Origin of the sequence: Thermomonas haemolytica, assembly GCF_004346265.1 — a bacterium.
Lineage (GTDB): Bacteria > Pseudomonadota > Gammaproteobacteria > Xanthomonadales > Xanthomonadaceae > Thermomonas > Thermomonas haemolytica.
In genome coordinates, this window is record NZ_SMAP01000012.1 from 1 (window position 1) to 24,266 (window position 24,266).

General features: G+C 70.0%; 24 protein-coding genes and 2 tRNA genes. 15 read left to right on the plus strand and 11 right to left on the minus strand.

Features of this window, described 5'->3' with window-relative positions; all coding sequences use genetic code 11:
* Positions 1 to 76: 76 nt before the first annotated feature.
* Positions 77 to 436, plus strand: a complete 360-nt coding sequence (locus tag EDC34_RS12545; protein ID WP_114961020.1) for a D-alanyl-D-alanine carboxypeptidase family protein — start codon at positions 77 to 79, stop codon at positions 434 to 436.
* The gene (locus EDC34_RS11520; protein WP_132982893.1) at positions 421 to 912 is read left to right on the plus strand and encodes a hypothetical protein; all 492 of its coding nucleotides are present in this window, start codon (positions 421 to 423) and stop codon (positions 910 to 912) included. Before EDC34_RS12545 ends, EDC34_RS11520 begins: the two co-directional genes overlap by 16 nt.
* 102 nt (positions 913 to 1,014) lie before the next feature.
* Here the strand turns inward: EDC34_RS11520 and EDC34_RS11525 are convergent, their stop codons facing one another.
* From EDC34_RS11525 to uvrA, 3 genes are read right to left on the minus strand one after another with little or no spacing between them, the layout of a single operon-like run.
* Positions 1,015 to 1,773: an enoyl-CoA hydratase/isomerase family protein gene (locus EDC34_RS11525; RefSeq protein ID WP_114961021.1), complete on the minus strand. Its 759-nt coding sequence runs from the start codon at positions 1,771 to 1,773 to the stop codon at positions 1,015 to 1,017.
* A gap of 39 nt (positions 1,774 to 1,812) precedes the next feature.
* Positions 1,813 to 2,226 carry an acyl-CoA thioesterase gene (locus EDC34_RS11530; RefSeq protein WP_114961022.1) on the minus strand — a complete coding sequence of 138 codons (414 nt, stop codon included), beginning with the start codon at positions 2,224 to 2,226 and terminating at the stop codon, positions 1,813 to 1,815.
* A complete protein-coding gene (uvrA, locus tag EDC34_RS11535) occupies positions 2,223 to 5,117 on the minus strand; it encodes an excinuclease ABC subunit UvrA (RefSeq protein WP_114961023.1) in 2,895 nt (964 codons plus the stop codon). Before uvrA ends, EDC34_RS11530 begins: the two co-directional genes overlap by 4 nt.
* Positions 5,118 to 5,447: 330 nt before the next feature.
* Here uvrA and rplU point away from each other — a divergent pair, with 330 nt between their 5' ends.
* The 3 genes from rplU (at position 5,448) to obgE (ending at position 7,253) form a co-directional block, all read left to right on the plus strand.
* Positions 5,448 to 5,768: a 50S ribosomal protein L21 gene (gene rplU / locus EDC34_RS11540; protein ID WP_114961025.1), complete on the plus strand. Its 321-nt coding sequence runs from the start codon at positions 5,448 to 5,450 to the stop codon at positions 5,766 to 5,768.
* A gap of 12 nt (positions 5,769 to 5,780) precedes the next feature.
* Positions 5,781 to 6,044, plus strand: coding sequence for a 50S ribosomal protein L27 (gene rpmA, locus EDC34_RS11545; RefSeq protein WP_114961026.1), 264 nt, complete (start codon positions 5,781 to 5,783; stop codon positions 6,042 to 6,044).
* A 105-nt stretch (positions 6,045 to 6,149) separates the two neighbouring features.
* The gene (gene obgE / locus EDC34_RS11550; RefSeq protein WP_114961027.1) at positions 6,150 to 7,253 is read left to right on the plus strand and encodes a GTPase ObgE; all 1,104 of its coding nucleotides are present in this window, start codon (positions 6,150 to 6,152) and stop codon (positions 7,251 to 7,253) included.
* Positions 7,254 to 7,329: 76 nt separating this feature from the next.
* On the opposite strand, the gene rpsT is transcribed toward obgE, so the two are convergent.
* Positions 7,330 to 7,599 carry a 30S ribosomal protein S20 gene (rpsT, locus tag EDC34_RS11555; RefSeq protein WP_114961028.1) on the minus strand — a complete coding sequence of 90 codons (270 nt, stop codon included), beginning with the start codon at positions 7,597 to 7,599 and terminating at the stop codon, positions 7,330 to 7,332.
* A gap of 197 nt (positions 7,600 to 7,796) precedes the next feature.
* Between rpsT and murJ the strand changes: the two genes are divergently transcribed.
* The 6 genes from murJ (at position 7,797) to EDC34_RS11585 (ending at position 14,868) form a co-directional block, all read left to right on the plus strand.
* Positions 7,797 to 9,386 (plus strand): murein biosynthesis integral membrane protein MurJ, encoded by a 1,590-nt coding sequence (murJ, locus tag EDC34_RS11560; RefSeq protein WP_114961059.1) that lies wholly within the window; start codon positions 7,797 to 7,799, stop codon positions 9,384 to 9,386.
* 55 nt (positions 9,387 to 9,441) lie between these two features.
* The gene (locus EDC34_RS11565; RefSeq protein ID WP_114961029.1) at positions 9,442 to 10,461 is read left to right on the plus strand and encodes a bifunctional riboflavin kinase/FAD synthetase; all 1,020 of its coding nucleotides are present in this window, start codon (positions 9,442 to 9,444) and stop codon (positions 10,459 to 10,461) included.
* Positions 10,462 to 10,520: 59 nt separating this feature from the next.
* A complete protein-coding gene (gene ileS, locus EDC34_RS11570) occupies positions 10,521 to 13,307 on the plus strand; it encodes an isoleucine--tRNA ligase (protein ID WP_240311135.1) in 2,787 nt (928 codons plus the stop codon).
* Entirely contained in the window at positions 13,307 to 13,804 is a 498-nt protein-coding gene (gene lspA / locus EDC34_RS11575; RefSeq protein ID WP_114961031.1) for a signal peptidase II, read from the plus strand. Before ileS ends, lspA begins: the two co-directional genes overlap by 1 nt.
* Positions 13,805 to 13,813: 9 nt before the next feature.
* A complete protein-coding gene (gene ispH / locus EDC34_RS11580) occupies positions 13,814 to 14,764 on the plus strand; it encodes a 4-hydroxy-3-methylbut-2-enyl diphosphate reductase (RefSeq protein WP_114961032.1) in 951 nt (316 codons plus the stop codon).
* A gap of 28 nt (positions 14,765 to 14,792) precedes the next feature.
* Positions 14,793 to 14,868 (plus strand) — tRNA-Thr (locus tag EDC34_RS11585).
* Between the two features lie 65 nt (positions 14,869 to 14,933).
* Here the strand turns inward: EDC34_RS11585 and EDC34_RS11590 are convergent.
* The 4 genes from EDC34_RS11590 to rnd all read right to left on the minus strand — a co-directional run bounded on the left by EDC34_RS11590 (position 14,934) and on the right by rnd (position 17,772).
* Positions 14,934 to 16,160: an MFS transporter gene (locus EDC34_RS11590; RefSeq protein ID WP_114961033.1), complete on the minus strand. Its 1,227-nt coding sequence runs from the start codon at positions 16,158 to 16,160 to the stop codon at positions 14,934 to 14,936.
* A gap of 23 nt (positions 16,161 to 16,183) precedes the next feature.
* The gene (locus EDC34_RS11595) at positions 16,184 to 16,501 is read right to left on the minus strand and encodes a YnfA family protein (RefSeq protein WP_114961034.1); all 318 of its coding nucleotides are present in this window, start codon (positions 16,499 to 16,501) and stop codon (positions 16,184 to 16,186) included.
* A gap of 65 nt (positions 16,502 to 16,566) precedes the next feature.
* Positions 16,567 to 16,642 (minus strand) — tRNA-Ala (locus tag EDC34_RS11600).
* Positions 16,643 to 16,686: 44 nt separating this feature from the next.
* Positions 16,687 to 17,772, minus strand: coding sequence for a ribonuclease D (gene rnd / locus EDC34_RS11605; protein ID WP_114961035.1), 1,086 nt, complete (start codon positions 17,770 to 17,772; stop codon positions 16,687 to 16,689).
* 90 nt (positions 17,773 to 17,862) lie between these two features.
* On the opposite strand from rnd, the gene EDC34_RS11610 reads away from it, so the two are divergent.
* Both EDC34_RS11610 and EDC34_RS11615 read left to right on the plus strand, forming a co-directional pair.
* Positions 17,863 to 19,707, plus strand: coding sequence for a formylglycine-generating enzyme family protein (locus EDC34_RS11610; protein ID WP_240311134.1), 1,845 nt, complete (start codon positions 17,863 to 17,865; stop codon positions 19,705 to 19,707).
* A gap of 46 nt (positions 19,708 to 19,753) precedes the next feature.
* Entirely contained in the window at positions 19,754 to 20,647 is an 894-nt protein-coding gene (locus EDC34_RS11615) for a M48 family metallopeptidase (RefSeq protein ID WP_114961037.1), read from the plus strand.
* Positions 20,648 to 20,673: 26 nt separating this feature from the next.
* Here EDC34_RS11615 and phaR read toward each other — a convergent pair whose 3' ends face one another.
* Positions 20,674 to 21,159, minus strand: a complete 486-nt coding sequence (phaR, locus tag EDC34_RS11620; RefSeq protein ID WP_114961038.1) for a polyhydroxyalkanoate synthesis repressor PhaR — start codon at positions 21,157 to 21,159, stop codon at positions 20,674 to 20,676.
* A gap of 132 nt (positions 21,160 to 21,291) precedes the next feature.
* Here phaR and EDC34_RS11625 point away from each other — a divergent pair, with 132 nt between their 5' ends.
* Positions 21,292 to 22,125, plus strand: coding sequence for a tRNA threonylcarbamoyladenosine dehydratase (locus tag EDC34_RS11625; protein WP_114961039.1), 834 nt, complete (start codon positions 21,292 to 21,294; stop codon positions 22,123 to 22,125).
* Here EDC34_RS11625 and EDC34_RS11630 read toward each other — a convergent pair.
* Both EDC34_RS11630 and EDC34_RS11635 read right to left on the minus strand, forming a co-directional pair.
* A complete protein-coding gene (locus tag EDC34_RS11630; protein WP_114961040.1) occupies positions 22,103 to 22,888 on the minus strand; it encodes a TatD family hydrolase in 786 nt (261 codons plus the stop codon). The genes EDC34_RS11625 and EDC34_RS11630 overlap by 23 nt on opposite strands.
* 2 nt (positions 22,889 to 22,890) lie before the next feature.
* Positions 22,891 to 23,112, minus strand: a complete 222-nt coding sequence (locus EDC34_RS11635; RefSeq protein WP_114961041.1) for a DUF6116 family protein — start codon at positions 23,110 to 23,112, stop codon at positions 22,891 to 22,893.
* Between the two features lie 169 nt (positions 23,113 to 23,281).
* On the opposite strand from EDC34_RS11635, the gene EDC34_RS11640 reads away from it, so the two are divergent.
* A complete protein-coding gene (locus tag EDC34_RS11640) occupies positions 23,282 to 24,112 on the plus strand; it encodes a glycine zipper 2TM domain-containing protein (protein WP_114961060.1) in 831 nt (276 codons plus the stop codon).
* The last annotated feature ends 154 nt before the right edge of the window (positions 24,113 to 24,266 follow it).

Here is a 24,266-nt window from a genome sequence, read left to right on the forward strand (position 1 = left end):
ACGACGCCCTCGACGGCATGACGCCCATCGAATACCGCAACCAACCCGCCAGATGTTCTACTTTTGAAATGTCCGCTTGACGGGGGAGCTTACGCAGGCGGCTGGAATAAACGCGACGTTCAATTACGTCTTCCGCACAACTGAGGAGCAGACGAAGTTGTGGAATAACCGTCGTAACAATCCAAATCCTGTCGCGAGGCCTGGCACTTCACGTCATGAATCTGGATTCGCATTCGACATCAACATAAGCAGATTGCCGGTAAGTCAGCAGCAGCAACTGATTAACATTGCCAATCAGGACGGGTTCTTCAGGCTTCCAAACGACAAGGATCCGCCGCATTTTGAAGCGGATCCAATAAAACACGGATACAAAGATCGGATTTCCGCAATCAAGGAGAATCAAGCGGACAAGGGGACGTCATGCGTGTGCCAGTAATTGCTACACTTCTATTTCTTGTGTCTGCTTGCCATGCCTCAAGGCAGGAGTTGAAGGGCGTTGTTGATGCGCCATTTGGATTGCAGCGAGCAAGCCAAGAGTGGAAAGATGCAGTTATGCGAGGCGATTGGCGCGCAATCATGGCCTTGGCAGAAGAGCCCTCGACGAGACAGGCTTTGCGGGAAAGTCTTCCCGACCCGAGCGATCCCATCGCAAATTACTTTTTTGGAAGCAAGAGGTCCGTCAGAGATTTCTTCAATCGAAATGAGAATCTTACGAGAAGAATTATTCGCATTAAGGGGACGGGAACATACTATGTCTGTTATTACGATCCTGATCGTTTCAAAGGTGAATGGTCGCCGGAGAGCTTGCGGGGGTACTCGCTAGATCTAGAATCTATCGTCTGTGAGAGCTTCTATGAAAGAGAAGGGAATTGGTATCTCGATTTTGATATGCCCATCTTTGATGGCGATTGATTGACCTGCCCCCAATCGCCGTACCACTCGAAGCTAAAGGGGATCTGAACAGCCCGCCCTGGTGCAGCAACAGCGGGCGTTGGGTATTCAGAAAACGCCGGTTTACTTGCCGATCCGCGCCAGCATCGCGCGCAGTGCGGCTTGGGTGTCCGGGTGGCTCCACTGTTCGACGAAGCGTTCGAGCTCGATGCGCTCCGGGGCCAGTGCCGCCACGACGTCGCGGCGGGCGATCGCGCGGGTCTCGCGCATCGGCATCGACGGTAGTTGCAGCAACTGCTCCAGCCAGGCGCGGGCACGTGCGGGGACGTCGTCGATGTCGGTGAGCTCGTCCACCAGGCCGATCCGCAGCGCCTCGCGCGCCTCCGGCATCGCGCCTTCCACCAGCAGGCGTTCGGCGCGGTGCGCGCCGACCACGCGCGCCAGCAGGGCCTGGATGCCCTCCGGTGCGACCAGGCCGACCTGGGTTTCGTTCAGGCCGATCCGGTAGGGGCCGTCGGCCAGCACCCGGTAGTCGCAGCACAGCGCCAGCACGCAGCCGCCGGCCGGAGCATGGCCGGCCATCGCCGCCGCCACCGGCACCGGGCAGGCGGCCAGCGCGCGCGCCGCGCGGAAGAAGGCCGACCAGGCCTGCAGCAGGGCGTCCCGGTCGTCGCCCAGCGACAGCAGGTAGGGCACGTCCAGCCCGGCCGAAAACACCTTGGGGCCGCCCGCCAGCACGATTCCGGCGGCGCCTTGCATAACCGCGCGTTCGATGCCATGCGCCAACTCCAGACACAGCAGCGGATTCAGGGCGTTGACAGGGGGCCGCGCCAGCTGCAGTTCGTGGATGTCGCCGTGGACGCGGGTGGTGATTAGGGACATGGCGGTGCTCCGTCGGTGGGCGGGAAGGGCCGCGGGCGGTCAGGCCGGAAGCAGGGTCTCGGCGGCGCGGCGCACGCCGTCCGGCAGCGGGGTGGCGCGCCCGCTGCGGCGGTCGATCCACACCACCACGACCTGGCCGTCGCAGTGCAGGGTGCCGTCGGCGGCGAGGATGCGGTGGCCGATCACCACGCTGCTGGTGCCCAGCTTCTCCGCGAACAGCTCCACGAAGACATCGGCCGGGTAGGTGATCGGCGCCTTGAAGTTGAGGGTGGCGGAGGCGACCACCGGCCCGGCTTCGTCGGTGACCCAGGCATCGCCGATGCCTTCCAGCCATTCGATGCGCGCCTGCTCCAGGAAGGTCAGGTAGCGCGCGTTGTTGACGTGGTTGAACGCGTCGAGGTCGCTCCAGCGCAGCGCGACCGGGGTGCGGAACGGGGCGTGGGGTGCCGTCATGGCGAGGCCTTCTTGCGGGGGCGGGCGGTGGAGCTTGCCCGATCGCGTTGGAGCAAAGGCGCAAGAAACCGCCCGGTGTGCGAGGCCGGGTTGGCGGCCACCTCCTCCGGGGTGCCGGTGGCGATGATGCGGCCGCCGCGGTGGCCGCCCTCGGGCCCGAGGTCCACGATCCAGTCGGCGGTCTTGATCACGTCCAGGTTGTGCTCGATCACCACCACCGTGTTGCCGTCGTCGCGCAGCCGGTGCAGCACCGCCAGCAGCGCCTCGATGTCGTGGAAGTGCAATCCGGTGGTGGGCTCGTCGAGGATGTACAGGGTGCGCCCGGTGTCGCGGCGGCTGAGTTCCTTCGACAGCTTCACCCGCTGCGCCTCGCCGCCGGACAGGGTGGTCGCGCTCTGGCCCAGCTTGATGTACGACAGCCCCACGTCCACCAGCGTTTCCAGCTTGCGCGCGATCGCCGGCACCGGCGCGAACAGCTCCAGCGCGTCCTCCACCGTCATTTCCAGCACGTCGTGGATGCTGTGGCCCTTGTACAGGATCTCCAGCGTCTCGCGGTTGTAGCGCTTGCCCTGGCACACGTCGCAGGGCACGTACACGTCGGGCAGGAAGTGCATCTCGACCTTGATCAGGCCGTCGCCCTGGCAGGCCTCGCAGCGGCCGCCGCGCACGTTGAAGCTGAAGCGGCCTGGCGAATAGCCGCGCGCGCGCGCCTCCGGCACCTGCGCGAACAGCTCGCGCAGCGGGGTGAACAGGCCGGTGTAGGTGGCCGGGTTGCTGCGCGGGGTGCGCCCGATCGGCGACTGGTCGATGTCCACCACCTTGTCGAACAGGTCCAGCCCGGCCACGTCCGCATACGGTGCGGGCGTATGCGCGGCGCCGTTGATCTCGTTGGCGGCCAGCGCGTACAGGGTGTCGTTGATGAGGGTGGACTTGCCGGAGCCGGAGACGCCCGTGATGCAGGTCAGCAGCCCGGCCGGGATCTCCAGGTCCACGTCCTGCAGGTTGTTGCCGCTGGCACCCTTGAGCTTCAGCAGGCGTTTGCGGTTCGGCGCGTGGCGGTGCGCCGGGACCTCGATCCTGCGCTTGCCCGACAGGTATTGCCCGGTCAGCGAGCGCGGCGCCCGCAGCACGGCGTCGAGGTCGCCCTGCGCCACCACCTCGCCGCCGTGCACGCCGGCGCCGGGGCCGATGTCCACGATGTGGTCGGCCAGCCGGATCGCGTCCTCGTCGTGCTCGACCACGATCACCGTGTTGCCGAGGTCGCGCAGGCGGGTCAGGGTCGCCAGCAGGCGCTCGTTGTCGCGCTGGTGCAGGCCGATCGAGGGTTCGTCCAGCACGTACATCACGCCCACCAGGCCGGCGCCGATCTGGCTGGCCAGGCGGATGCGCTGGGCCTCGCCGCCCGAGAGCGAATCGGCCTTGCGATCCAGGCTCAGGTAGTCCAGGCCCACGTCCACCAGGAAGCCCAGGCGCTCGCGGATCTCCTTCACGATCTTGGTGGCGATCTCGCCGCGCCAGCCGGACAGGGCGAGGCCGTCGAAGAAGGCCAGGCAGGCGTCGATCGACAGCACCGCGATCTCGTGCAGCGGGCGGTCGGCCACGAACACGTTGCGCGCCTGCCGGTTCAGGCGCGCGCCGCCGCACTCGGGGCAGGCGCGCTCGCTGATGTACTTGGCCAGTTCCTCGCGCACCGCGGCGCTCTCGGTCTCGCGGTAGCGGCGTTCCAGGTTCGGCAGGATGCCCTCGAATGGATGCCGGCGCTGCACCCGGCGGCCGGTCTCGCCGATGTAGGCAAGGTTGATCTCCTCGCTGCCGCTGCCGTTCAGGAGGATGTCGCGGATGCGCGCCGGCAGCTGCTGCCACGGGGTGTCCACGTCGAAGCCGTAGTGCCGCGCCAGCGAGGCGATCATCGAGAAGTAGTAGGTGTTGCGGCGGTCCCAGCCGCGCATCGCCCCGGCCGCCAGCGACAGCTCCGGGTGCGCCACCACCTTGGCCGGGTCGAAGAACTGCGCCACGCCCAGGCCGTCGCAGCCGGGGCAGGCGCCGACCGGCGAGTTGAACGAGAACAGCCGCGGCTCCAGCTCCGGCAGCGAGTAATCGCACACCGGGCAGGCGTAGCGCGAGGAGAACAGCAGCGGCGCGGCGTCCGGTGCGGCATCCATCGACTGCACGATGGCCATGCCGTCGCCCAGCTTGAGCGCGGTCTCGAACGATTCGGCCAGGCGCTGGCGGATGTCGGCGCGCGGGCGGAAGCGGTCGATCACCGCCTCGATGGTGTGCTTCACCCGCGGCGCCAGCGGCGGCACCGCGTCGATCTCGTGCAGCACGCCGTCCACCCGCACCCGCACGTAGCCCTGCGCGCGCAGCTGGTCGAACACCTGTGCATGCTCGCCCTTGCGCTCGCGCACCACCGGCGCCAGCAGCATCCAGCGCTGCTCGGCCAGCGCCGGGTCGGCCTCCATCGCCAGCACCTGGTCCACCATCTGGCTGACGGTCTGCGCCTCCAGCGGGAAGCCGTGGTCCGGGCAGCGCGGCGTGCCCACGCGTGCGTACAGCAGGCGCAGGTAGTCGTGGATCTCGGTGATGGTGCCGACCGTCGAGCGCGGGTTGTGGCTGGTGGACTTCTGTTCGATCGAGATCGCCGGGGACAGGCCTTCGATGTGGTCGAGGTCGGGCTTGTCCATCACGCTCAGGAACTGCCGCGCGTAGGCGGAGAGCGATTCCACGTAGCGGCGCTGGCCCTCGGCGTAGATGGTGTCGAACGCCAGCGACGACTTGCCGGAGCCGGACAGGCCGGTGATCACGATCAGCTTGTCGCGCGGCAGGTCGAGGTCGATGTTCTTGAGGTTGTGCGTCCGTGCGCCGCGGATGCGGATGTAGTCCAGGGCCATCGCGATGTCCTGCCGGGTGGGGGAGGCCGGGATGCGCCGGCCAATCGGGAAGCGTAGCGAGGGGGCGATTTGGGGGCAAATCGCGGGATTGCCAGTTCCGGTGCTGGGCGTCGCCCGGGATGAGACGGGCGACGGGGCCGTCCGGATGCAGCGCGCCGCCGGCGGGCGGGGCACCCGGAGGGGCCGCATTCCGCCCGTCCGGTAGGCGGGTTGACCCTAACCCGCTGAATCCCCTACAATTCCGCTCCTGTCCGCCCACGATGGCGGCAGACCCCGCCGCCGCGACGTGGCGAGGCACCCAGAAGAACTACAGAACCGAGAGACTCCAACATGTACGCAGTACTGGTCACCGGCGGTAAGCAATACCGCGTGATGCAGGGCGAAACGCTCCGCGTCGAGAAGCTCGAAGCCGAAGCCGGCAGCGAGATCACCCTGGACAACGTCCTGATGCTGGGCGACGCCGACGGCATCAAGCTGGGCGACGCGCTGAAGGGTGCTTCCGTCACCGCGAAGGTCGTCGGCCACGGCCGCGCCGACAAGGTGCGCATCGTCAAGTTCCGCCGCCGCAAGCACCATCGCAAGCAGATGGGCCACCGGCAGCACTACACCGAAATCCAGATCACCGGCATCGCCGGTGGCGACAAGAAGTAAGGAGACGCAGTCATGGCACACAAAAAGGCTGGTGGTTCGACCCGCAACGGCCGCGACTCGAATCCGAAGTACCTGGGCGTGAAGCTGTACGGCGGCCAGGCCGTCGAAGCGGGCAACATCATCGTCCGCCAGCGCGGCACCCAGTTCCACCCGGGCACCGGCGTGGGCCTCGGCCGCGACCACACCCTGTTCGCGCTGATCGACGGCACCGTGGAGTTCTCCACCAAGGGCCCGAAGAAGCGCCGCACGGTCAGCATCGTCAGCGCCGCCCAGTAAGGCGCGCCGGCACGCGATCGCGAAAAGCCCCGCCCCGGCGGGGCTTTTCGTTTGCAGGCGAGGCGCCGCTTCGCCGAATCCCCACCAACACGGCACAATCCCCGCATGAAACTCGTCGACGAAGCTGAAATCACGGTCACCGCCGGCAATGGCGGCAACGGCTGCATCGGGTTCCGCCGCGAGAAGTTCATCCCGCTGGGCGGGCCGGACGGCGGCGACGGCGGCGATGGCGGCGACGTCTGGCTGCAGGCCGACGAGAACCTCAACACCCTGGTGGATTTCCGCCACCAGACCAGGTTCAAGGCGCAGCGCGGCGAGAACGGCATGGGCCGGCAGATGTACGGCAAGGCCGGCGAGGACATCGTGATCACGGTGCCGGTGGGGACCGTGGTCCACAACGTCGAGACCGACGAGGTGATCGGCGATCTCACCGTGCACGGCCAGCGCCTGCTGGTGGCCAAGGGCGGCAAGGGCGGGCTCGGCAACATGCACTTCAAGAGCTCGGTCAACCGCGCCCCGCGCAAGGCGACGCCGGGCGAGGAGGGCGAGAGCCGCACCCTGCGGCTGGAGCTCAAGCTGCTGGCCGACGTCGGCCTGCTCGGCTTCCCCAATGCCGGCAAGTCCACCTTCGTGCGCGCGGTCTCGGCGGCGACCCCGAAGGTGGCGGACTACCCGTTCACCACGCTGTACCCGAACCTCGGGGTGGTCAGCGTGGAGCCGGGCCGCAGCTTCGTGATCGCCGACATCCCCGGCCTGATCGAGGGCGCGGCCGACGGCGCCGGGCTGGGCAGCCTGTTCCTGCGCCATGTCCAGCGCACTCGCCTGCTGCTGCACCTGGTGGACATCTCGCCGATGGATGCGCTGGGCGGCGGCGCGCATATGCCCTCGCCGGTGGAGCAGGTGCGCGCGATCGAGCACGAGCTGCGCAAGTACGACCCGGCGATGCTGGAGAAGCCGCGCTGGCTGGTGCTGAACAAGGCCGACCTGATGTTCGAGGACGAGGCGCGCGCCGCGGCCGAGGCCATCGTGGCCGAGCTGGGCTGGGAGGCGCCGTGGTTCCTGGTGTCGGCGATCGGGCGCGAGGGCACCTGGCCGATCATGCTGGCGGTGCAGGCCTTCTTCGACCGCCTGCGCGAGGAGCAGGCCGAAGCGGGCCAGGGTGCTGGCGGCGCGCCGGCCGGCGAGGGGCACGGGCGCGCCGATGCGTGAGCGTCGCCCGGCCCGGAAGACGGGCACGAAAAACCCCGCTTGCGCGGGGTTTTTCGCCGAATCCGCGGAAGCGGCCTCAGGCGGCCTGCAGCGCCTTGATGCGCGCGGTCAGGCGGGCCTTGTGGCGGGCGGCCTTGTTCTTGTGGATCAGGCCGCGGGCGGCGAAGCGGTCCAGCAGCGGCTGGGCCACGGCAAAGGCCTCGCGGGCGGCGGAGGCGTCGTTGGCGTCGATCGCCTTGATCACCTTCTTGACGGCGGTACGCAGCTGCGAACGCTGGGCCACGTTGCGGGCATTGCGCACGACGGTCTGCTTGGCGCGCTTCTTGGCGGACTTGATGTTGGCCACGGGGAAAATCCTGGGAAGTCTGGAGTTTTGGCTGCGGGGTTCGCCGGCTGGCACAATGGCCGGCCAACGAGGGATTCGGAAAGACCGCCGATTATGGACGATTCAATGGCTTGGGTCAACCCGCGCGGCCGTACGCGCCAGACGGCGGTGGCGGCGTGAGCGCGGGCGGCGGGCAGGGCGGGGCGCGGCCCCGCAGCATGGCGCGCGGGGTGCTGTCGTTCGGCGGCATGACCCTGCTCAGCCGGGTGTTCGGGCTGGTGCGCGACCAGGTGTTCAACGCCACCTTCGGCGCCACCTGGATGACCGACGCGTTCTGGGTGGCGTTCCGGATCCCCAATTTCATGCGCCGGCTGTTCGCGGAAGGGTCGTTCTCCACCGCGTTCGTGCCGGTGTTCACCGAGATCAAGGAAACCCGCCCGCACGCCGACCTCAAGGCGTTGGTGGCGCGCGCCGCCGGCACCCTGGGCGGGGTGCTGCTGGTGGTGACCGCGTTGGGCATGCTGCTGGCGCCGCAGCTGGCGGACGTGTTCACCCAGGCCGACCCGGCCCCGGGCCAGCACGCGCTGATCGCCGACCTGCTGCGGCTGACCTTCCCGTTCCTGCTGTTCGTCTCGCTGACCGCGCTGGCGGGCGGTGCGCTGAACAGCTACCACCGCTTCGGCCTGCCGGCGTTCGTGCCGATCATCCTCAACCTGTGCATGATCGCCGGCGCGCTGTGGGGCTCGCGCCTGGCGCATCCGCCGATCATGGCGATGGGCTGGGCGATCCTGGCCGCCGGCATCCTGCAGCTGCTGTTCCTGCTGCCGGCATTGGCGCGGCTGGACCTGCTGGCGCTGCCGCGCTGGGGCTGGCGCCATCCGGACGTGCGCAAGGTGGTGCGGCTGATGGTGCCGACCCTGCTGGGCTCGTCGGTGGCGCAGGTCAACCTGCTGTTCGATACCTTCATCGCGGCGATGCTGGTGCACGGCTCGCAGAGCTGGCTGTCCACCGCCGACCGCTTCCTGGAGTTCCCGCTGGGCGTGTTCGGGATCGCGCTGGGCACGGTGATCCTGCCGACCCTGTCGCGCCACCACGTCAATACCGACCGCGCGGGGTTCTCGAGGTCGCTGGACTGGGGCCTGCGCACCACCCTGGCGATCATCCTGCCGGCGATGCTGGGGCTGATGCTGCTGTCGCTGCCGCTGGTGTCCACCATCTTCCAGTACGGCAAGTTCACCGCCGAGGCCGCGCGCATGACCGCGCTGTCGGTGTTCGGCCTCAGCTTCGGGCTGCCGGCGTTCGCGCTGGTGAAGACGGTGCTGCCGGCGTTCTACGCGCGCCAGGACACCCGCACCCCGGTGCGCGCGGGGCTGGTGGCGATGGTGGCCAACATGCTGTTCAACGTGGCGATCCTGGCCCTGATGTACTGGCTGTGGGTGCCGGAGGCGGACAAGGCCGGCGGAGTGATGGAGACCCTGGCGCGGGTGCCGGGGCTGCACTTCGCGTTGGGCATCGCCTCCGCCCTGTCCAGCTACCTGAACCTGCTGCTGCTGTGGCGCTGGCTGCGCAAGGCGGGGGTGTTCGACCTGCAGCCGGGCTGGGGCCGCTACCTGCTGCGGCTGGCGCTGGCGAATGCGGCGATGGCCGCGGCGCTGCTGGCCGGGTTGCAGCTGGCGCCGGACTTCACCGCGGTGGACAAGTGGCAGCGCCTGGGCTGGCTGGCGCTGCTGGTGGGCGGCGGGGCCGGGGTGTATGCGCTGGCGATGCTGGCGCTGGGGTTCCGCCCGCGCGATTTCCGCGAACACTGAGCGCGCGCGCCGGCGGGCATCGCGCCGCCCGCCGCCGCTATACTGCGGGCCTGCCATGAGCTTCCTCTTCCGCGATGCCGGCCCCGCCGCGGGGCACGGGCGGGCGCTGTGCCCGCAGGGCAGCGTGGTCTGCATCGGCGCCTTCGACGGCCTCCACCTCGGCCATCGCGCGCTGGTCGACCGCGCGGTCGCGCGTGCGCGTGCGCTGGGCGTGCCGGCGGTAGCGCTGGGCTTCGAGCCGCTGCCGCGCGAGTTCTTCGCCCCCGGTGCGCGCCCGCCGCGGCTGATGCTGCCACGGGCCAAGGTCGAGGGCCTGTGGGCGCTGGGCTGTGACGGCGTGGGCCTGCTGCGTTTCGATGCGCGCCTGGCGGCGATGCCGGCCGCGGAGTTCGCGCGCACGGTGCTGGCCGCGCAGCTGGGCGCGCGCGAGGTCTGGGTCGGCCCGGATTTCCGCTTCGGCCAGGGGCGCGCCGGCGACATCGCGCTGCTGCAGGAGATCGGCCCGGCGCTGGGGTTCACGGCGCAGGCGATCGCGCCGGTCCACGTCGAAGGCGAGCGCGTCTCCAGCACCCGCATCCGCGCCGCGCTGGCGGAGGGCGATTTCACCCATGCCGCGCGCCTGCTCGGCCGCCCGTATGCGATCGCCGGGCGGGTCGTGCACGGCCGCCAGCTCGGCCGCACCCTCGGCTATCCCACCGCCAACCTGCGCTACGGTGGCAAGGTGCCGGCGCTGCGCGGCATCTTCGCGACCTGGGTGCACGGGGTCGGGGCGACGCCGTGGCCGGCGGTCGCAAGCTTCGGCACCCGCCCCACGGTGGACGGGGTGGAGCCGCTGCTGGAAGCGCATCTGTTCGATTTCGAAGGCAGCCTGTACGGGCAGCGGATCGAGGTCGAGTTCGTCGCCCACCTGCGCGACGAGGAAAAATTCCCGGACCTGCCCGCGTTGGTGGCGCAGATGCAGCGCGACGAGGCGCACGCACGTGCGATCCTCGCCGGGTCCGGCCCCGGACAGGCGACCGCACGCCCGTATGCGGATTCCCCCACCCCAGCACCGACCACACAGGCGTCAGCGTGACCGACAAGACCGAGAACCCCTACAAGGCCACCATCCTGCTGCCGGAGACCGGCTTCCCGATGCGCGGCGACCTACCCAAGCGCGAGCCGGACACCCTGGCGCGCTGGGAGGCCGAAGGCCTGTACGCGCAGATCCGCAAGGTGGCCGCCGGGCGCCCGCGCTTCGTGCTCCACGACGGCCCGCCGTATGCGAACGGGGCCATCCACCTCGGGCATGCGGTCAACAAAATCCTCAAGGACATCATCGTCAAGTCGAAGACGCTGGCAGGGTTCGACGCGCCCTACGTGCCGGGCTGGGACTGCCACGGGCTGCCGATCGAGATCGCGATCGAGAAGAAGTGGGGCAAGGTCGGCACCAAGCTGGACGCCACCGAGTTCCGCCAGAAGTGCCGCGAGTACGCCAGCGAGCAGATCGAGGTGCAGCGCCGCGACTTCAAGCGCCTGGGCGTGCTGGGCGACTGGGACAACCCCTACCGCACCCTCGATTTCAAGTTCGAGGCCGACGAGATCCGCGCGCTGGCCAAGGTGGTGGAGAACGGCCACCTGCTGCGCGGGGTGAAACCGGTGTACTGGTGCTTCGACTGCGGCAGCGCGCTGGCCGAGGCCGAGATCGAGTACCAGGACAAGGTCTCGCCCGCGATCGACGTGGCCTACGCCGCGCGCAACCCGCAGCAGGTCAGCCGCGCGTTCGGCAGCGAACTGCCGGAAGGCGTGGAGGTGGCCCTGCCGATCTGGACCACCACGCCGTGGACGCTGCCGGCCTCGCTGGCGATTTCGCTGGGCCCGGAGCTGGACTACGTGCTGGTGGAAGGCCCGGCGGGCACCGACGGCACCCGCCGCTGGCTGGTGCTGGCCGAGGCGCTGGCCGAGAAGACGCTGAAGCGCTACGGCGTGGATGAGGTCGTCGTGTTCGGCCGCGCGCGCGGCGAGAAGTTGGAAGGCATGCTGTTCGCGCATCCGTTCTACCCGGGCCGCGACATCCCGGTACTGCTGGGCGACCACGTCAGCGCCGAGGACGGCACCGGCGCCGTGCACACCGCGCCCGGCCACGGCCAGGAGGACTTCGCGGTCTCGCAGAAATACGGCCTGGTCGAGAAATACGACGCCGCCGTGCTCAACCCGGTGGACGGCCGCGGCGTGTATCTGCCGGGAACGCCGCCCGCAGGAGAGGTCGAACTCGCCGGCCTGCATGTGTGGAAGGCCAACGAGGTCATCGTTGACGTGCTGCGCGCCAGCGGCCGCCTGCTGGCTTTCGCGAAGCTGACCCACAGCTACCCGCATTGCTGGCGGCACAAGACCCCGATCGCCTTCCGCGCCACCCCGCAGTGGTTCATCTCGATGGAGCAGGCGCACCTGCGCCGCGATGCGCTGGCCGCGATCGAGACCGTCAAGTGGTATCCAGCCTGGGGCCAGGCGCGGATCGCGGGGATGGTGGAGGGCCGCCCGGACTGGACCATCTCGCGCCAGCGCACCTGGGGCGTGCCGATCGCGCTGTTCGTGCACCGCCAGACCGGCGCGATCCACCCGCGCAGCGTGGAGCTGATGCGGCAGGTGGCCGAGCGCGTGGAGCAGGCCGGGATCGACGCCTGGTATTCGCTGGAGCCGGCCACGCTGCTGGGCGAGGAGGCGGACGACTATGAGAAGATCACCGACATCCTCGACGTGTGGTTCGATTCCGGCGTCACCCACGAGGCGGTGCTGGCCGCGCGCGGGCTGGGCAAGCCGGCCGACCTCTACATCGAGGGCTCCGACCAGCACCGCGGCTGGTTCCAGAGCAGCCTGCTCACCGGGGTGGCGATCGACCGCGCCGCGCCCTACCGGCAGTGCCTCACCCACGGTTTCACCGTGGACGAGCACGGCCGCAAGATGAGCAAATCGCTGGGCAACGGGATCGAGCCGCAGGAGATCATGAAGACCCTGGGTGCGGACATCCTGCGCCTGTGGATCGCCAGCGCCGACTACAGCAACGAGATGACGCTGTCGCAGGAGATCCTCAAGCGCAACGCCGATGCCTACCGACGCATCCGCAACACCGCGCGCTTCCTGCTCGGCAACCTGCACGGCTTCGACCCGGCGCGCGACCTGCTGGCGCCGGAGGCGATGGTCGCGCTGGACCGCTGGATCGTGCACCGCGCCTGGCAGGTGCAGGAGCAGGTCGCGCGCGCCTATGCCGAGTACGACTTCGCCGCGGTGGTGCAGGCGCTGATGAACTTCTGCAGCGTGGACCTGGGCTCGCTGTACCTGGATGTCACCAAGGACCGCCTGTACACGATGCAGGAGGACTCCCGCGGCCGCCGCAGCGCGCAGAGCGCGATGTACCGGATCGCGGAGGCCTTCGTGCGCTGGATCGCCCCGGTGCTGAGCTTCACCGCCGACGAGATGTGGAGCTACCTGCCCGGCGCGCGTGCCGGCAACGTGCTGCTGGAGACCTGGTACGGGGGGCTGGAGCCCCTGCCTGCGGACGCCGTGCTGTCGGAGACCGACATGCAGGCATTGCTGGTCCTGCGCGAGCAGGTGGCCAAGGTGCTGGAGCCGATGCGCGCCGCCGGCGAGATCGGCGCGGCGCTGGAGGCGGAGATCACCCTGCGTTGCGGGGTGGCCGACCAGAACTGGCTGGCGCCGCTGGCGGAGGAACTGCGCTTCCTGTTCATCAGCGGCGATGTCGCGGTGGTGCCGGACGCGGAGGCAACCGCCATCGGGGTATCCGCGCGCGCCACCGGCAAGCCCAAGTGCGTGCGCTGCTGGCACCACCGCGAGGACGTGGGCGCGCATGCCGCGCATCCGCTGCTGTGCGGTCGCTGCGTGTCCAACATCGACGGTCCTGGCGAAACCCGGGTGTACTTCTGATGGCCGCCGCGAAGCCGAACGCGCTGCCCTGGCTGGGCGTCTCCGCGCTGGTGTTGGGACTGGACCAGTGGTCGAAAGCCTGGGTGCTCAAGGCGCTGCCCGAGTTCACCGCGGTGCCGGTGATCGAGGGCTTCTGGAACTGGTACCGCACCTACAACACCGGCGCGGCCTTCAGCTTCCTGGCCGATGCCGGCGGCTGGCAGAAATATTTCTTCGTGGCGCTGGCGCTGGCGATCAGCGCGCTGATGGCGTGGATGCTCGCGCGCCTGCCGCGCCGCGACTGGCGGCAGGCGCTGCCGCTGGCGCTGGTGATCGGCGGCGCGCTGGGCAACGTGATCGACCGCTTCGTGCATGGCCACGTGGTGGATTTCATCCAGTGGCACGTCGGCCAGCACTACTGGCCGGCGTTCAACGTGGCAGACAGCGCGGTGGTGTGCGGCGCGATCGGCATGGCCCTGGCCGGCCTGCTGGGCGGGCGCACGAAGGCGAAGGGGTAAACTGCCGGCATGGATGTCCTGCTCGCCAATCCGCGCGGCTTCTGCGCCGGCGTCGATCGCGCCATCGAGATCGTCAAGCGCACCCTCGAGGTGTTCGGCGCGCCGATCTACGTGCGCCATGAAGTCGTCCACAACAAGTTCGTGGTGGACGACCTCAAGGCGCGCGGCGCGGTGTTCGTGGAAGAGCTGGACGAGGTGCCGGACGGTGCCACCGTGGTGTTCAGCGCGCACGGGGTCTCGCAGGCGGTGCGCGCGGAGGCCGAGCGGCGCGGGCTGAAGGTGTTCGACGCCACCTGCCCGCTGGTCACCAAGGTGCACCTGGAGGTCAGCCGCCAAAGCCGGCGCGGCCGCGACATGGTGCTGATCGGGCATGCCGGCCATCCCGAGGTGGAAGGCACCATGGGCCAGTGGAGTGGCGACGGCGGCAATGGGCGCATCCATCTGGTCGAGGACATCGACGATGTTGCCGCGCTGGTGCTGGAGCAGCCGGACAACTGCGCCTACACCACCCAGACCACGCTCAGCGTGGACGACACCCGCGACATCATCGCGGCGCTGAAGGCGAAGTACCCGGCCATCCAGGGGCCGAAGCACGACGACATCTGCTACGCCACCCAGAACCGCCAGGACGCCGTGCGCGAACTGGTGCGCGACGGCTGCGACGCGGTGTTGGTGGTGGGCTCGCCCAATTCCTCCAACTCCAACCGCCTGCGCGAGCTGGCCGAGCGCGAGGGCGCCGCGGCCTGGCTGATCGACAACGCCGGCCAGATCGACCCGGCCTGGCTTGCCGGGCGCCGGCGGATCGGCGTCACCGCCGGTGCCTCGGCCCCGGAGGTGCTGGTGCGTGGCGTGCTGGAGCGCCTGCGCGCGCTGGGCGCGGCCGACGTGCGCGAACTGCACGGGGAGCCGGAGGACATGGTGTTCGCCCTGCCCAAGGAGCTGCGGCAACTGGCGCAATGACCCGCCAGCGGCTAAACTCCCCGGCCTCGCCGGAGTAGCTCAGTTGGTAGAGCACGTCATTCGTAATGATGGGGTCGTAGGTTCGATTCCTATCTCCGGCACCATGCAACCGCGCCACGCTTAGCTTTCCAGCGGCGTGGCGTCGTTTTATCGGTAACCTGTACGGGCATCATGCGCGGCCGCGGCCATCCTGCCGGCGCAGCGCGCCGGCCAGCAGGCCCAGCAGCGCCAGCAGGCCGAACGCGGCGCCGGCATGGAAGGTCGCCGCCGCGCCGAAGCGATCCCACAGCAGCCCGGCCAGCACGCTGGCGACCAGCAGCGCGCCGCCGCTGACGAGGTTGAACATGCCGAACGCGGTGCCGCGGAGGTCGGCGGGCGCGCGCTCGGCCACCATCGTCGCCAGCAGTCCCTGGGTCATGCCCATGTGGATGCCCCATAGCGCCACTCCGAACAGCACGGTAGGCCAGCCGCCACCCGTCGCCAGCACCAGGTCGGCGGCGATCAGCGGAAGCAGGCCGGCCGCCATCAGCGCGCCGTGGTTGACGCGGTCCGACAGCCAGCCGAAGGGGTAGGCGGAGGCGGCGTAGATCACGTTCATCGCCACCATCACCAGCGGGATCAGCGCGACCGCGATCCCGCCCTGCTGCGCGCGCAGCACCAGGAAGGCCTCGCTGAAGCGCGCCAGCGAGAACACCGCGCCCACCGCCACCACCCACCAGTAGCGGCGTCCCAGCCGGGCCAGGTTCTCGTGCCGGATCGGGTTGTGGCGCTTCTCCACAGCGGCAGGCCGGGGCTCGCGCACGCCGACCACGAGCAGGGCCACCGCCAGGCCCGCGGGGATCACCGCCACCCAGAAGATGGCGCGGAAATCATTCGCCCATAGCAGCATCAGGCCCGCGCCCAGCAGCGGACCGAGGAAGGCGCCCACGGTGTCCAGCGCCTGGCGCAGCCCGAACGCGGCCCCGCGCGCCTCCGGCGGCGCGATGTCCGCCACCAGCGCATCGCGGGGAGCGCCGCGGATGCCCTTGCCAACCCGGTCCAGCAGGCGGGCCGCGAGCACGAGCCCGGACGAGGAGGCGATCGCGAACAGCGGCTTGGTGACCGCGGCCAGACCGTATCCCAGCACCGCCAGCGCCTTGCGCTTGCCGAGATAGTCGCTGAGCGCGCCGGAGAACACCTTCACGATCAGCGCGGTGGATTCCGCAAGGCCTTCCATCAGGCCGACCGCCAGCGCGCTGGCGCCCAGGGTGCCGACCATGAACAGCGGCAGCAGGCTGTGGATCATCTCCGAGGAGGTGTCCATCAGCAGGCTGACCAGCCCCAGCAGCCAGATCCCCGCCGGCAGCCGGGTGCGTTTGCCGGGGGCGGCAGTTTTGGGCGATGGCGGATGTGGCATGCGCTGCCTCCGGTGGCGGCCGCTCAGCGCGGCTGGAACGCGATCACCGCCATGCCCGCCAGCGCCAGTAAGACGCCGAACACGTCCCAGCCGTTCGGGCGGATGCCGTCCACCGCCCACAGCCAGGCGATGGCCACACTGATATACATGCCGCCGTAGGCGGCGTACACCCGGCCGGATGCCGCATCGTGCAAGGTCAGCAGCCACACGAACAGCGCCAGGCTCAGCGCCGCCGGCAGCAGCAGCCAGGCCGGGCCCTGCTGCTTCAGCCACAGCCACGGCAGGTAGCAGCCGACGATCTCGGCCACGGCGGTGGCCAGGAACAGCAGGAAGGTCTTCATGCCGGCGAGCCCACGCGAGTCCACGAATGAAAACGCCCGACCGTTGCCAGTCGGGCGTTGGAAGATGGTGGAGCCAGGGAGGATCGAACTCCCGACCTCGTCATTGCGAACGACGCGCTCTCCCAGCTGAGCTATGGCCCCACGAAGGGAAGCGCGATTATACGGATGCCATCGGGCGCTGCCAACTAGCCCCCCAGCAGGGGCGACAGCCGCGGCTCCAGCACGGCCCGGCGCCAGCCCGCCAGCGGTCCGGTCCAGCCGTTGCCGTCCTGCAGGCCTTCCAGCAGGCGGCGCGAGGCCAGCACGCCTTCCGGCAGCCCGAGTTCCGCCGCGGCCGCCGCCACCGCCTCCTGCAGGGCGCGCAGCTGCTTCTTGTCGCGGTCGTCGCCGCGTACCGGCGGGGCTTGCGCCTCGTCGGGGAGTGGGGTGATGAGGGCGTCCCACAGCGGCGTGCGCAGGTTGCGCGGGGCCTTGGGGAAGCCGTCCAGCAGGGCATCGAAGCGCAGCCGGCTGTCCAGCGGCTGGCGGGCGAGGGCAACCGCGAGTTCATTGTCCAGGATCCAGCTGCGCGGGCGGTCGCTGGCGCGGGCCTGGGCCTCGCGCCAGCGCAGCAGCCGCAGCAGGCGGCGCTGGCCATCGAGGTCGAGGAACTGCGCGCTGCGCAGGGCCAGGTGCGGCCAACGTTCGCTGTCGTCGCCGGCGGCATTCGCCAGCTGGCGTTCGCTGTCCTCGGCCAGCCACGCCGCGCGGCCGTTCGCGGCCAGGCGGGCCTGCAGGTCCCGGTGCAGGGCATGCAGGTAGCGCACGTCGTCGGCGGCGTAGGCCAGCTGCGCGGACGACAGCGGGCGGCGCAGCCAGTCGGACCGGGTCTCGCCCTTGGCCAGCTCCACCCCGGTCACGGCCTGCACCAGCTTCTGGTAGCCCAGACCGGAACCCAGCCCGCACAGGGCGGCGGCGGCCTGGGTGTCGAACAGCGGCGCCGGTAGCACTCCGCAGGCGTGCTTGAACGCCACCAGGTCCTCGCTGGGGCTGTGCATCAGCTTCAGCACGCCCGGATCGGCCAGCAGCGGGGCCAGCGCCTTGGCCATGCCGGGACGCAGCGGGTCCACCAGCAGGATGGCGTCGTCGGACTCGCCCAGTGCGATCTGCACCAGCGCCAGTTGCGGCCAGTAGGTGCGTTCGCGGATGAATTCGGTGTCCAACCCGATCGTGGCGGGCGGGTTGGTGAGATGCGCGCGCAGCGCGTCGGGGGTGTCGATCCAGTGCTTCATCCGTGCATTATGCGGTTGTCGGGCGCGCGGGCATGGCCTACGTTCGCCTGCAGCGTTGCCGGCGCGTCGCCGGCGGCAGGGAGCGAGGGCGTGCGCGTAAGAGGTCTGGTCATCGCGGGGCTGCTGGTGCTGGCGGGCTGCAAGCCGGCGCCATCGGTGCCGGCAAGCACCGAGGTTCGCGCGGCGCCGACCGCCACCTCCGCGGCGGCGAAGGCCGGCGCACAGGTGCGGATCGAGGGCGATGACGCGCTGGCCGACGTGCTCAGCTGGACGCTGCCGGAAGTGCACATCGACACCCCGGCGCGTGCGCGCATGCAGGCGCAGCGCGCACTGGCGCGCGGCGATCTGTTCGAGACCGCACAGTCGGCCATCCCGCTGCTGCTGGCCTTGCAGAAGATCGAGCCGGGCAACGCCCGCGACGCGCAACTGCTGGAGAAGGCGCAGGCGGCGCTGCTGGCGCAGGCGTGGATCGCGTTGGCCGGCGGCGACGACCTCGCCTCGCTGCGCTTTGCCCAGCGCCACGGCAGCGTGTTGCGCACGCTGTGGCCGCAGCAGCCGGAGGTGGTGCAGTACCTGCAGGCGGTGGATCGCGCCGGGCAGGCGTTCGATGAAGTGCAGGCCGGCGATCGCGCGCTGCAGGCCGGTCTGCTGGATACCCCGGAGCAGGGCGCGCTGGCGCATTACCGCAAGGCGCAGGCGCTGTGGCCGGCGCTGGCGCGCGTGCAGCAGGGCATCGCCACGGTGCAGGCGCGCCTGGTCGCGCAGGCACTGGCGCTGGCGCAGCAGGGGGATTTCGATGCCGCCTACGCCATGCTGGCGCGCGCCCAGCGCGCACGCGACGATGCCGGGGTGATCGCCGCGGCACGCGCCGATATCGAGGCCGCGCGCGCCGACCGCATCCGCCGCCTCGGCGACGAGGGCATGATGGCGCTGGGCGATGCCGATCTGCGCTTTGCGCGCGGCCGCCTGGCCGAGATCCTGCGCATCGCGGCCCCGGGCGATCCGGTCAGCGTGGCGCTGCGCCAGCGGATCGACCAGGTCAGCCGCTACGGCCTGTTTCGCCCCGGGCAGGTATTCAGCGACGCGCTGGCCGACGGCGGCCGCGGGCCCACGCTGGTGGTGGTGCCGCACGGCGATTTCATGATGGGGGCGACCCCGGGCGACCCGGATGCCTCGGCGGACGAGCAGCCGCGGCATGCGGTGCGTTTCGATCGCGGCTTCGCGATGGGCCGCCACGAAGTGACGGTGGGCGAGTTCCGCCGCTTCGTGGAGGCCACCGGCTACGTCACCCGCGCCAGCAAGCGCGGCCACTCGATGGCCTACGACGGCCGCAGCGGCAACTTCGTACGCGGTAGCGGGATCGACTGGCGCGCCGGCTACGACGGCCGCCCCGCCAGTGACGACATGCCGGTGATCCATGTCACCGCGCGCGATGCCGAAGCGTACACGGCCTGGCTGAGCGCGCAGACCGGCGCGCATTACCGCCTGCCCAGCGAGGCCGAATTCGAGTACGTGCTGCGCGCCGGCGGCAGCGGGCGTTGGCCGTGGGGCGATGGATCGCCGTCGCCGGGCCAAGCGAATCTGGCCGGCAGCCGCGACGTCTCGCCGCAGGGGCGGCGCTGGAGTAATGCCTTTCCCGGCTACGGCGACGGCTGGTGGGGCCCGGCGCCGGTGGCCAGCTTCCGCGCCAACGCCTTCGGCCTGTACGACATCGACGGCAACGTCAGTGAGTGGGTGGCCGACTGCTGGCACCGCGGCTACCGGCGCGCGCCTGCCAACGGCGCAGCCTGGGTCAATCCCGGTTGCCGCGTGCGCATGTATCGCGGCGGAGGGTGGTCCAGCGCGCCGGCGCAGGTGCGCTCGGCCTGGCGCACCGCCGGCGGCGTGGACGTGACCAGCGCCCGGGTGGGCTTCCGGGTGGTGCGGCAGCTGTAGTATCACCATGGCGCGCGGGCACCTTCGCGCACGACGGGAGACGGGCATGAATCTGGGGCAGATGCCGGGCGGGCGACGCGGTGGGCTGCGGCTGTGGGTGCTGCTGGCATTCGCCGCCTACGGTGCGTATTACTGGTATTCCAACCGCAGCATCGACCCGCTCACCGGGCAGGCGGTGGTGATCGACAAGGGCATCTCGCCCGAGCAGGAAAAGGCGCTTGGCCTGCAGGCTTACCAGGAAGTGCTGCGGCAGGAGCAGCCGCTGCCGGCCGAGGCGCAGGCCTCGCGGCAGGTCGAGGCGATCGCGGAGCGGCTGATCGCGCGCATCCCGCCGGTCTCGGATGCGCTGGCCGCCGAGCACGGCCTGCAGGCCAGCCACGTGGAGCGCGGCTTCGATTGGGCAGTGACGGTGCTGCAGTCGGACCAGGTCAATGCGTTCTGCCTGCCGGGGGGCAAGATCGCGGTGTACACCGGGTTGCTGCCGGTGGCGGGCAATGCGGATGCGCTGGCCGTGGTGCTGGGGCATGAGATCGCGCACGCCCTGCTCCGGCATGGCGCGCAGCGGATGACGCGGGCCAAGCTGGAACAGCTGGGGCAGCTGGCGGGCGCGGCCAGCGGGATGGACCAGGGCACGCTGCAGACGGTGATGGCCGCCTACGGCTATGGCAGCGCCCTGCCCTATGCGCGCAGCCAGGAGACCCAGGCGGACGAACTCGGCCTGATGCTGGCCGCCGCGGCCTGCTTCGATCCGCGCGAAGCGGTGCCGCTATGGGAACGCATGGAGCAGGGCACGCAGGACCGCGCGCCGCCGGAGTTCGCATCCACCCATCCCAGCGCGGGCACCCGCATCCAGCAGCTGCAGGCGCTGATGCCGAAGGCGCTGGAATACCGCGCGCGCTTTTGCGGCGATGCCGGCGGCGCGGGCGCCCGCGCGGGCTGAAGGGCACGCCGGCCCGGGCCGTGTCTTCAGCGCGGCTTGCGCGCGTCCTTCTCGCGTGGATGGGTAGGGGTGCCGAGGCCGTTGCCGAGGTTGCTCTGGAAGTCCTTCCACAGCGCCATGTTGCGCTCGGTGAGCTGGTTCAGCAGGGTCCAGGGCGTCTGCCCCAGCAGGCCGCCCATCTGCTGGCGGAACTGGTTCTGCTGCTCCAGGAACAGCTGCATCGAGCGCTCCAGGTAGTTGCCCATGAAGCCCTGCAGCGAGTCGCCGTAGAAGCGGATCAGCTGGCTGAGCAGTTGGGTGGACAGCATCGGCTGCCCGTCCTGCTCGTGCTCGGCGATGATCTGCAGCAGGACCTGGCGGGTGAGGTCCTCGCCGGTCTTGGCGTCGCGGACCTCGAATTCCTCGCCATCGACGATCAGCTGGCGCACGTCCTCGATCGTGATGTAGCTGGAGATCTCGGTGTCGTACAGTCGGCGGTTGGGGTACTTCTTGATGACGCGGGTCGCGGACATGGAGCAGAAACTCTAAGGCGGCGCTGGGCGCAGCATGGCGCAGCGCAGCAGCGCTTGCAACATGGCCGCTGGGTGGTGGCACGCGGCAGCGCCCTCGGCATCGCCGCCGGGCATCGCCACTAGACTATGCGCATGCACGCACACCCTGATCCGAATTTTTCCGGCGAGCTTGCCCCGGAGATCGCACGGCGCTTTTCCGGCATCGACCGCCTGTACGGGCGCGGCGCGCTGGCGCGTCTGGCCGCCTGCCACGTCACCGTGGTCGGGATCGGCGGCGTGGGTTCGTGGGCAGTGGAGGCGCTGGCGCGCAGCGGCGTCGGTGCGCTGACCCTGGTCGACGCGGATGACATTTGCATCAGCAACACCAACCGCCAATTGCCGGCGCTGGACGGCCAGTACGGGCGCGCCAAGATCGAGGCGATGGCCGAACGCTGCCGCGCGATCAATCCGCATATCCGGCTGCAGCTGGAGCCGCGCTTCCTCACCCCGGCGAACATGGCCGAGCTGCTGCAGGCACCGGGCGATCTGGTGCTGGATGCCTGCGACAGCTTCCGCACCAAGGTCGAGGCGATTGCCTATTGCCGCCGCCGCAAGCAGCCCATCATCACCGTCGGCGCCGCCGGCGGCCGCAGCGACGTGACCCAGATCCGCGTGCGCGACCTGTCGCGCACCGAGCACGACGCCATGCTCTCGCTGATCCGCAAGAAGCTGCGCGCCGAGTTCAACTTCCCCAAGAACCACGACCGCTACTTCGGGGTGCCGGCGGTGTATTCGCTGGAGAACGTGCGCTACCCGCAGGCCGATGGCAGTGTGTGCGGCGTGCGTCCGGCGCTGGGCGGCGACGAGGCGCTGAAGCTCGATTGCGGTGCCGGGCTGGGCGCGGCCACCCACGTCACCGGCGCGTTCGCGTTCGCGGCGGTGGGCAAGGCGATCGAACTCTTGCTCAAGCCGAAACGGGCAGGTTGACGGGCAGGTTGAACAGGCGCGCGGCGTTGTCGAAGGTGGCCGCGGCCACCGCCTCCGGCGGCATTCCGCGCAGCTGCGCGACCACCGCCAGCACTTCCGGCAGGAACGCCGGCTCGTTGCGCTGGCCGCGGTGCACGACGCCCGGCTGGTCGGGGCTGTCGGTTTCCAGCAGCAGCTGCTCCAGCGGCATGCCCGCCACGATCCGGCGCAGACGCTGCGCGCGGTCGTAGGTCACCGGTCCGCCGATGCCGAGCAGGAAGCCGAGCCGGTGCAGCTGCGCGGCTTGCTCGGGGCTGCCGGAGAAGTTGTGCACCACCCCGCGCAGCCCGCCGATGCGGCGCAGCGTGGCGATCACCGCATCCACCGCGCGCCGCGCGTGCACGATCACCGGCAGGTCGAACTCCCGCGCCAGCTGCAATTGGCCTTCGAAGTAGATTTGCTGCGCCTGCGCATCCAGGCCGGGGACGAAGAAGTCCAGCCCGCATTCGCCCACCGCGTGCGGGCGTTCGCGCGCGATCCAGTCGCGCAGCAGCGGCAGGTGTTCGGGGCGATGGCGGTCGAGGAACATCGGGTGCAGGCCGTAGGCCGGGAACAGGCCGGGGCGGGCCGCGCAGATCGCGCGCAGCGCAGGCCAACCGTCGGCGGCGACTGCCGGCACCACCTGCATGGCCACTCCAGCCGCGCGCGCGCGCTGCCAGGCGGCATCGCGGTCGGCATCGAATTCGGCCGCGTCGAAATGGCTGTGGCTATCGACCAGCCACATGCTCAGTGCCCGGCGTGACGGGCGGCCGCCTCGTCCGGCGCGGCGGGCTTCTTCCAGCGCGCCAGCAGCAGGGTGGCCAGCCCCAGCAGCAGTTCGTCCGCGAACGGAATGAAATCCGGCACCGCCAGGTCGAGCAGGAACAGGATCGCGCTGAGCAGGAACAGGCGCGGGAAGCTGAGCTTTCCCAGCCAGCGCAGCAACGGGGCGAGCAGGAGATGGCGCATGCCGGCACGCTAGCACGGTGGGGGCTGAATGCGGCGCTCATCAAGCTGAACGTATCCCGCCGCAGTGGCGGCGCGCATACTGGTTGCTCGGGGCCGATTCAGATTCACCGTGCTGCAATCGGCCACGCCTCAGGGGGCCTTTCCACTTCAACTCATGCGGGAGCCGAACATGTCCAAGAACACCACCCTCGCCATCGCCGTCGCGGCCGCCCTGGTGGTCGGCGGCGTGGCCGTCGCCGGTTACATGAACAGCCGCAAGCCGCAGACCCAGGAGGCCGTCGCCGGCGCCCCGGCCGGCAGCCTGCCGCAGGCGGGCGCCAACGGCGAGCCGCTGCCGGCCGGCAATGCCATCCCGGCCTCCGCCGCGCCGCGCCTGGATTATGCCGACGTGCTGGACGTCAAGCCGGTGACCGCACGCGAGCCGCTGTACGCCAGCGTGGTGCGCAGCGAGCCGATCCGCGAGACCAATACCGTCAACACCCCGCGCGAAGTGTGCGAGGACGTGGTAGTGCAGGAGCGCCTGCCCGAGCGCGACGGCAACGTCGGCGGCACCGTGGCCGGGGCCCTGATCGGTGGCATCGTGGGCAACCAGATCGGCAAGGGTGATGGCCGCAAGCTGGCGACCGTGGCTGGTGCCGTGGCAGGCGGTTATGCGGGCCGTGAAATCGACAAGCGCCATGAAGGCGGCAAGGTGGTGAACCGCACCGAGCGCCAGTGCCATACCGTCACCGGCACCTCCACCAGCGAGCGCACGGTCGGCTGGAACGTCACCTACCGCAAGCCCGACGGCAGTACCGGCCAGATGCGTATGGACAGCAAGCCGGGCACCCGCATCGCGCTGGGCGACGGCAGCAAGACCGTCGGCTATGACGTGACCTACCGCTACAACGGCGAGCAGCACACGGTGCGCATGGACAGCAAGCCCGGCGCGCAGCTGCCGGTGATCGACGGCCGCGTGGTCACCCAGACCGCCGCCGCCGACGGCGCGACCATGCGCTGACGTCGCATCCGCAAGCGGATTGCACGCGGGGCCGGAGTGATCTCCGGCCCCGTTTTGCATGAGCCGGCGAAACGCACGCCGGAGGCGGCGGGATCGACGATCCGCAGGGAAAACCTGGTCGGATCGCACGTACCGGCTGTACGGGCCGCAAGAT

Excerpts from the sequence above, each read along its gene's own strand:
- EDC34_RS11520 (WP_132982893.1), top strand. The coding sequence starts at position 421 with ATGCGTGTGCCAGTAATTGCTACACTTCTATTTCTTGTGTCTGCTTGC.
- EDC34_RS11525 (WP_114961021.1), bottom strand. The coding sequence starts at position 1,773 with ATGTCCCTAATCACCACCCGCGTCCACGGCGACATCCACGAACTGCAG.
- EDC34_RS11530 (WP_114961022.1), bottom strand. The coding sequence starts at position 2,226 with ATGACGGCACCCCACGCCCCGTTCCGCACCCCGGTCGCGCTGCGCTGG.
- uvrA (WP_114961023.1), bottom strand. The coding sequence starts at position 5,117 with ATGGCCCTGGACTACATCCGCATCCGCGGCGCACGGACGCACAACCTC.
- rplU (WP_114961025.1), top strand. The coding sequence starts at position 5,448 with ATGTACGCAGTACTGGTCACCGGCGGTAAGCAATACCGCGTGATGCAG.
- rpmA (WP_114961026.1), top strand. The coding sequence starts at position 5,781 with ATGGCACACAAAAAGGCTGGTGGTTCGACCCGCAACGGCCGCGACTCG.
- obgE (WP_114961027.1), top strand. The coding sequence starts at position 6,150 with ATGAAACTCGTCGACGAAGCTGAAATCACGGTCACCGCCGGCAATGGC.
- murJ (WP_114961059.1), top strand. The coding sequence starts at position 7,797 with ATGGCGCGCGGGGTGCTGTCGTTCGGCGGCATGACCCTGCTCAGCCGG.
- EDC34_RS11565 (WP_114961029.1), top strand. The coding sequence starts at position 9,442 with ATGAGCTTCCTCTTCCGCGATGCCGGCCCCGCCGCGGGGCACGGGCGG.
- ileS (WP_240311135.1), top strand. The coding sequence starts at position 10,521 with ATGCGCGGCGACCTACCCAAGCGCGAGCCGGACACCCTGGCGCGCTGG.
- lspA (WP_114961031.1), top strand. The coding sequence starts at position 13,307 with ATGGCCGCCGCGAAGCCGAACGCGCTGCCCTGGCTGGGCGTCTCCGCG.
- ispH (WP_114961032.1), top strand. The coding sequence starts at position 13,814 with ATGGATGTCCTGCTCGCCAATCCGCGCGGCTTCTGCGCCGGCGTCGAT.
- EDC34_RS11590 (WP_114961033.1), bottom strand. The coding sequence starts at position 16,160 with ATGCCACATCCGCCATCGCCCAAAACTGCCGCCCCCGGCAAACGCACC.
- EDC34_RS11595 (WP_114961034.1), bottom strand. The coding sequence starts at position 16,501 with ATGAAGACCTTCCTGCTGTTCCTGGCCACCGCCGTGGCCGAGATCGTC.
- rnd (WP_114961035.1), bottom strand. The coding sequence starts at position 17,772 with ATGAAGCACTGGATCGACACCCCCGACGCGCTGCGCGCGCATCTCACC.
- EDC34_RS11615 (WP_114961037.1), top strand. The coding sequence starts at position 19,754 with ATGAATCTGGGGCAGATGCCGGGCGGGCGACGCGGTGGGCTGCGGCTG.
- phaR (WP_114961038.1), bottom strand. The coding sequence starts at position 21,159 with ATGTCCGCGACCCGCGTCATCAAGAAGTACCCCAACCGCCGACTGTAC.
- EDC34_RS11625 (WP_114961039.1), top strand. The coding sequence starts at position 21,292 with ATGCACGCACACCCTGATCCGAATTTTTCCGGCGAGCTTGCCCCGGAG.
- EDC34_RS11630 (WP_114961040.1), bottom strand. The coding sequence starts at position 22,888 with ATGTGGCTGGTCGATAGCCACAGCCATTTCGACGCGGCCGAATTCGAT.
- EDC34_RS11635 (WP_114961041.1), bottom strand. The coding sequence starts at position 23,112 with ATGCGCCATCTCCTGCTCGCCCCGTTGCTGCGCTGGCTGGGAAAGCTC.
- EDC34_RS11640 (WP_114961060.1), top strand. The coding sequence starts at position 23,282 with ATGTCCAAGAACACCACCCTCGCCATCGCCGTCGCGGCCGCCCTGGTG.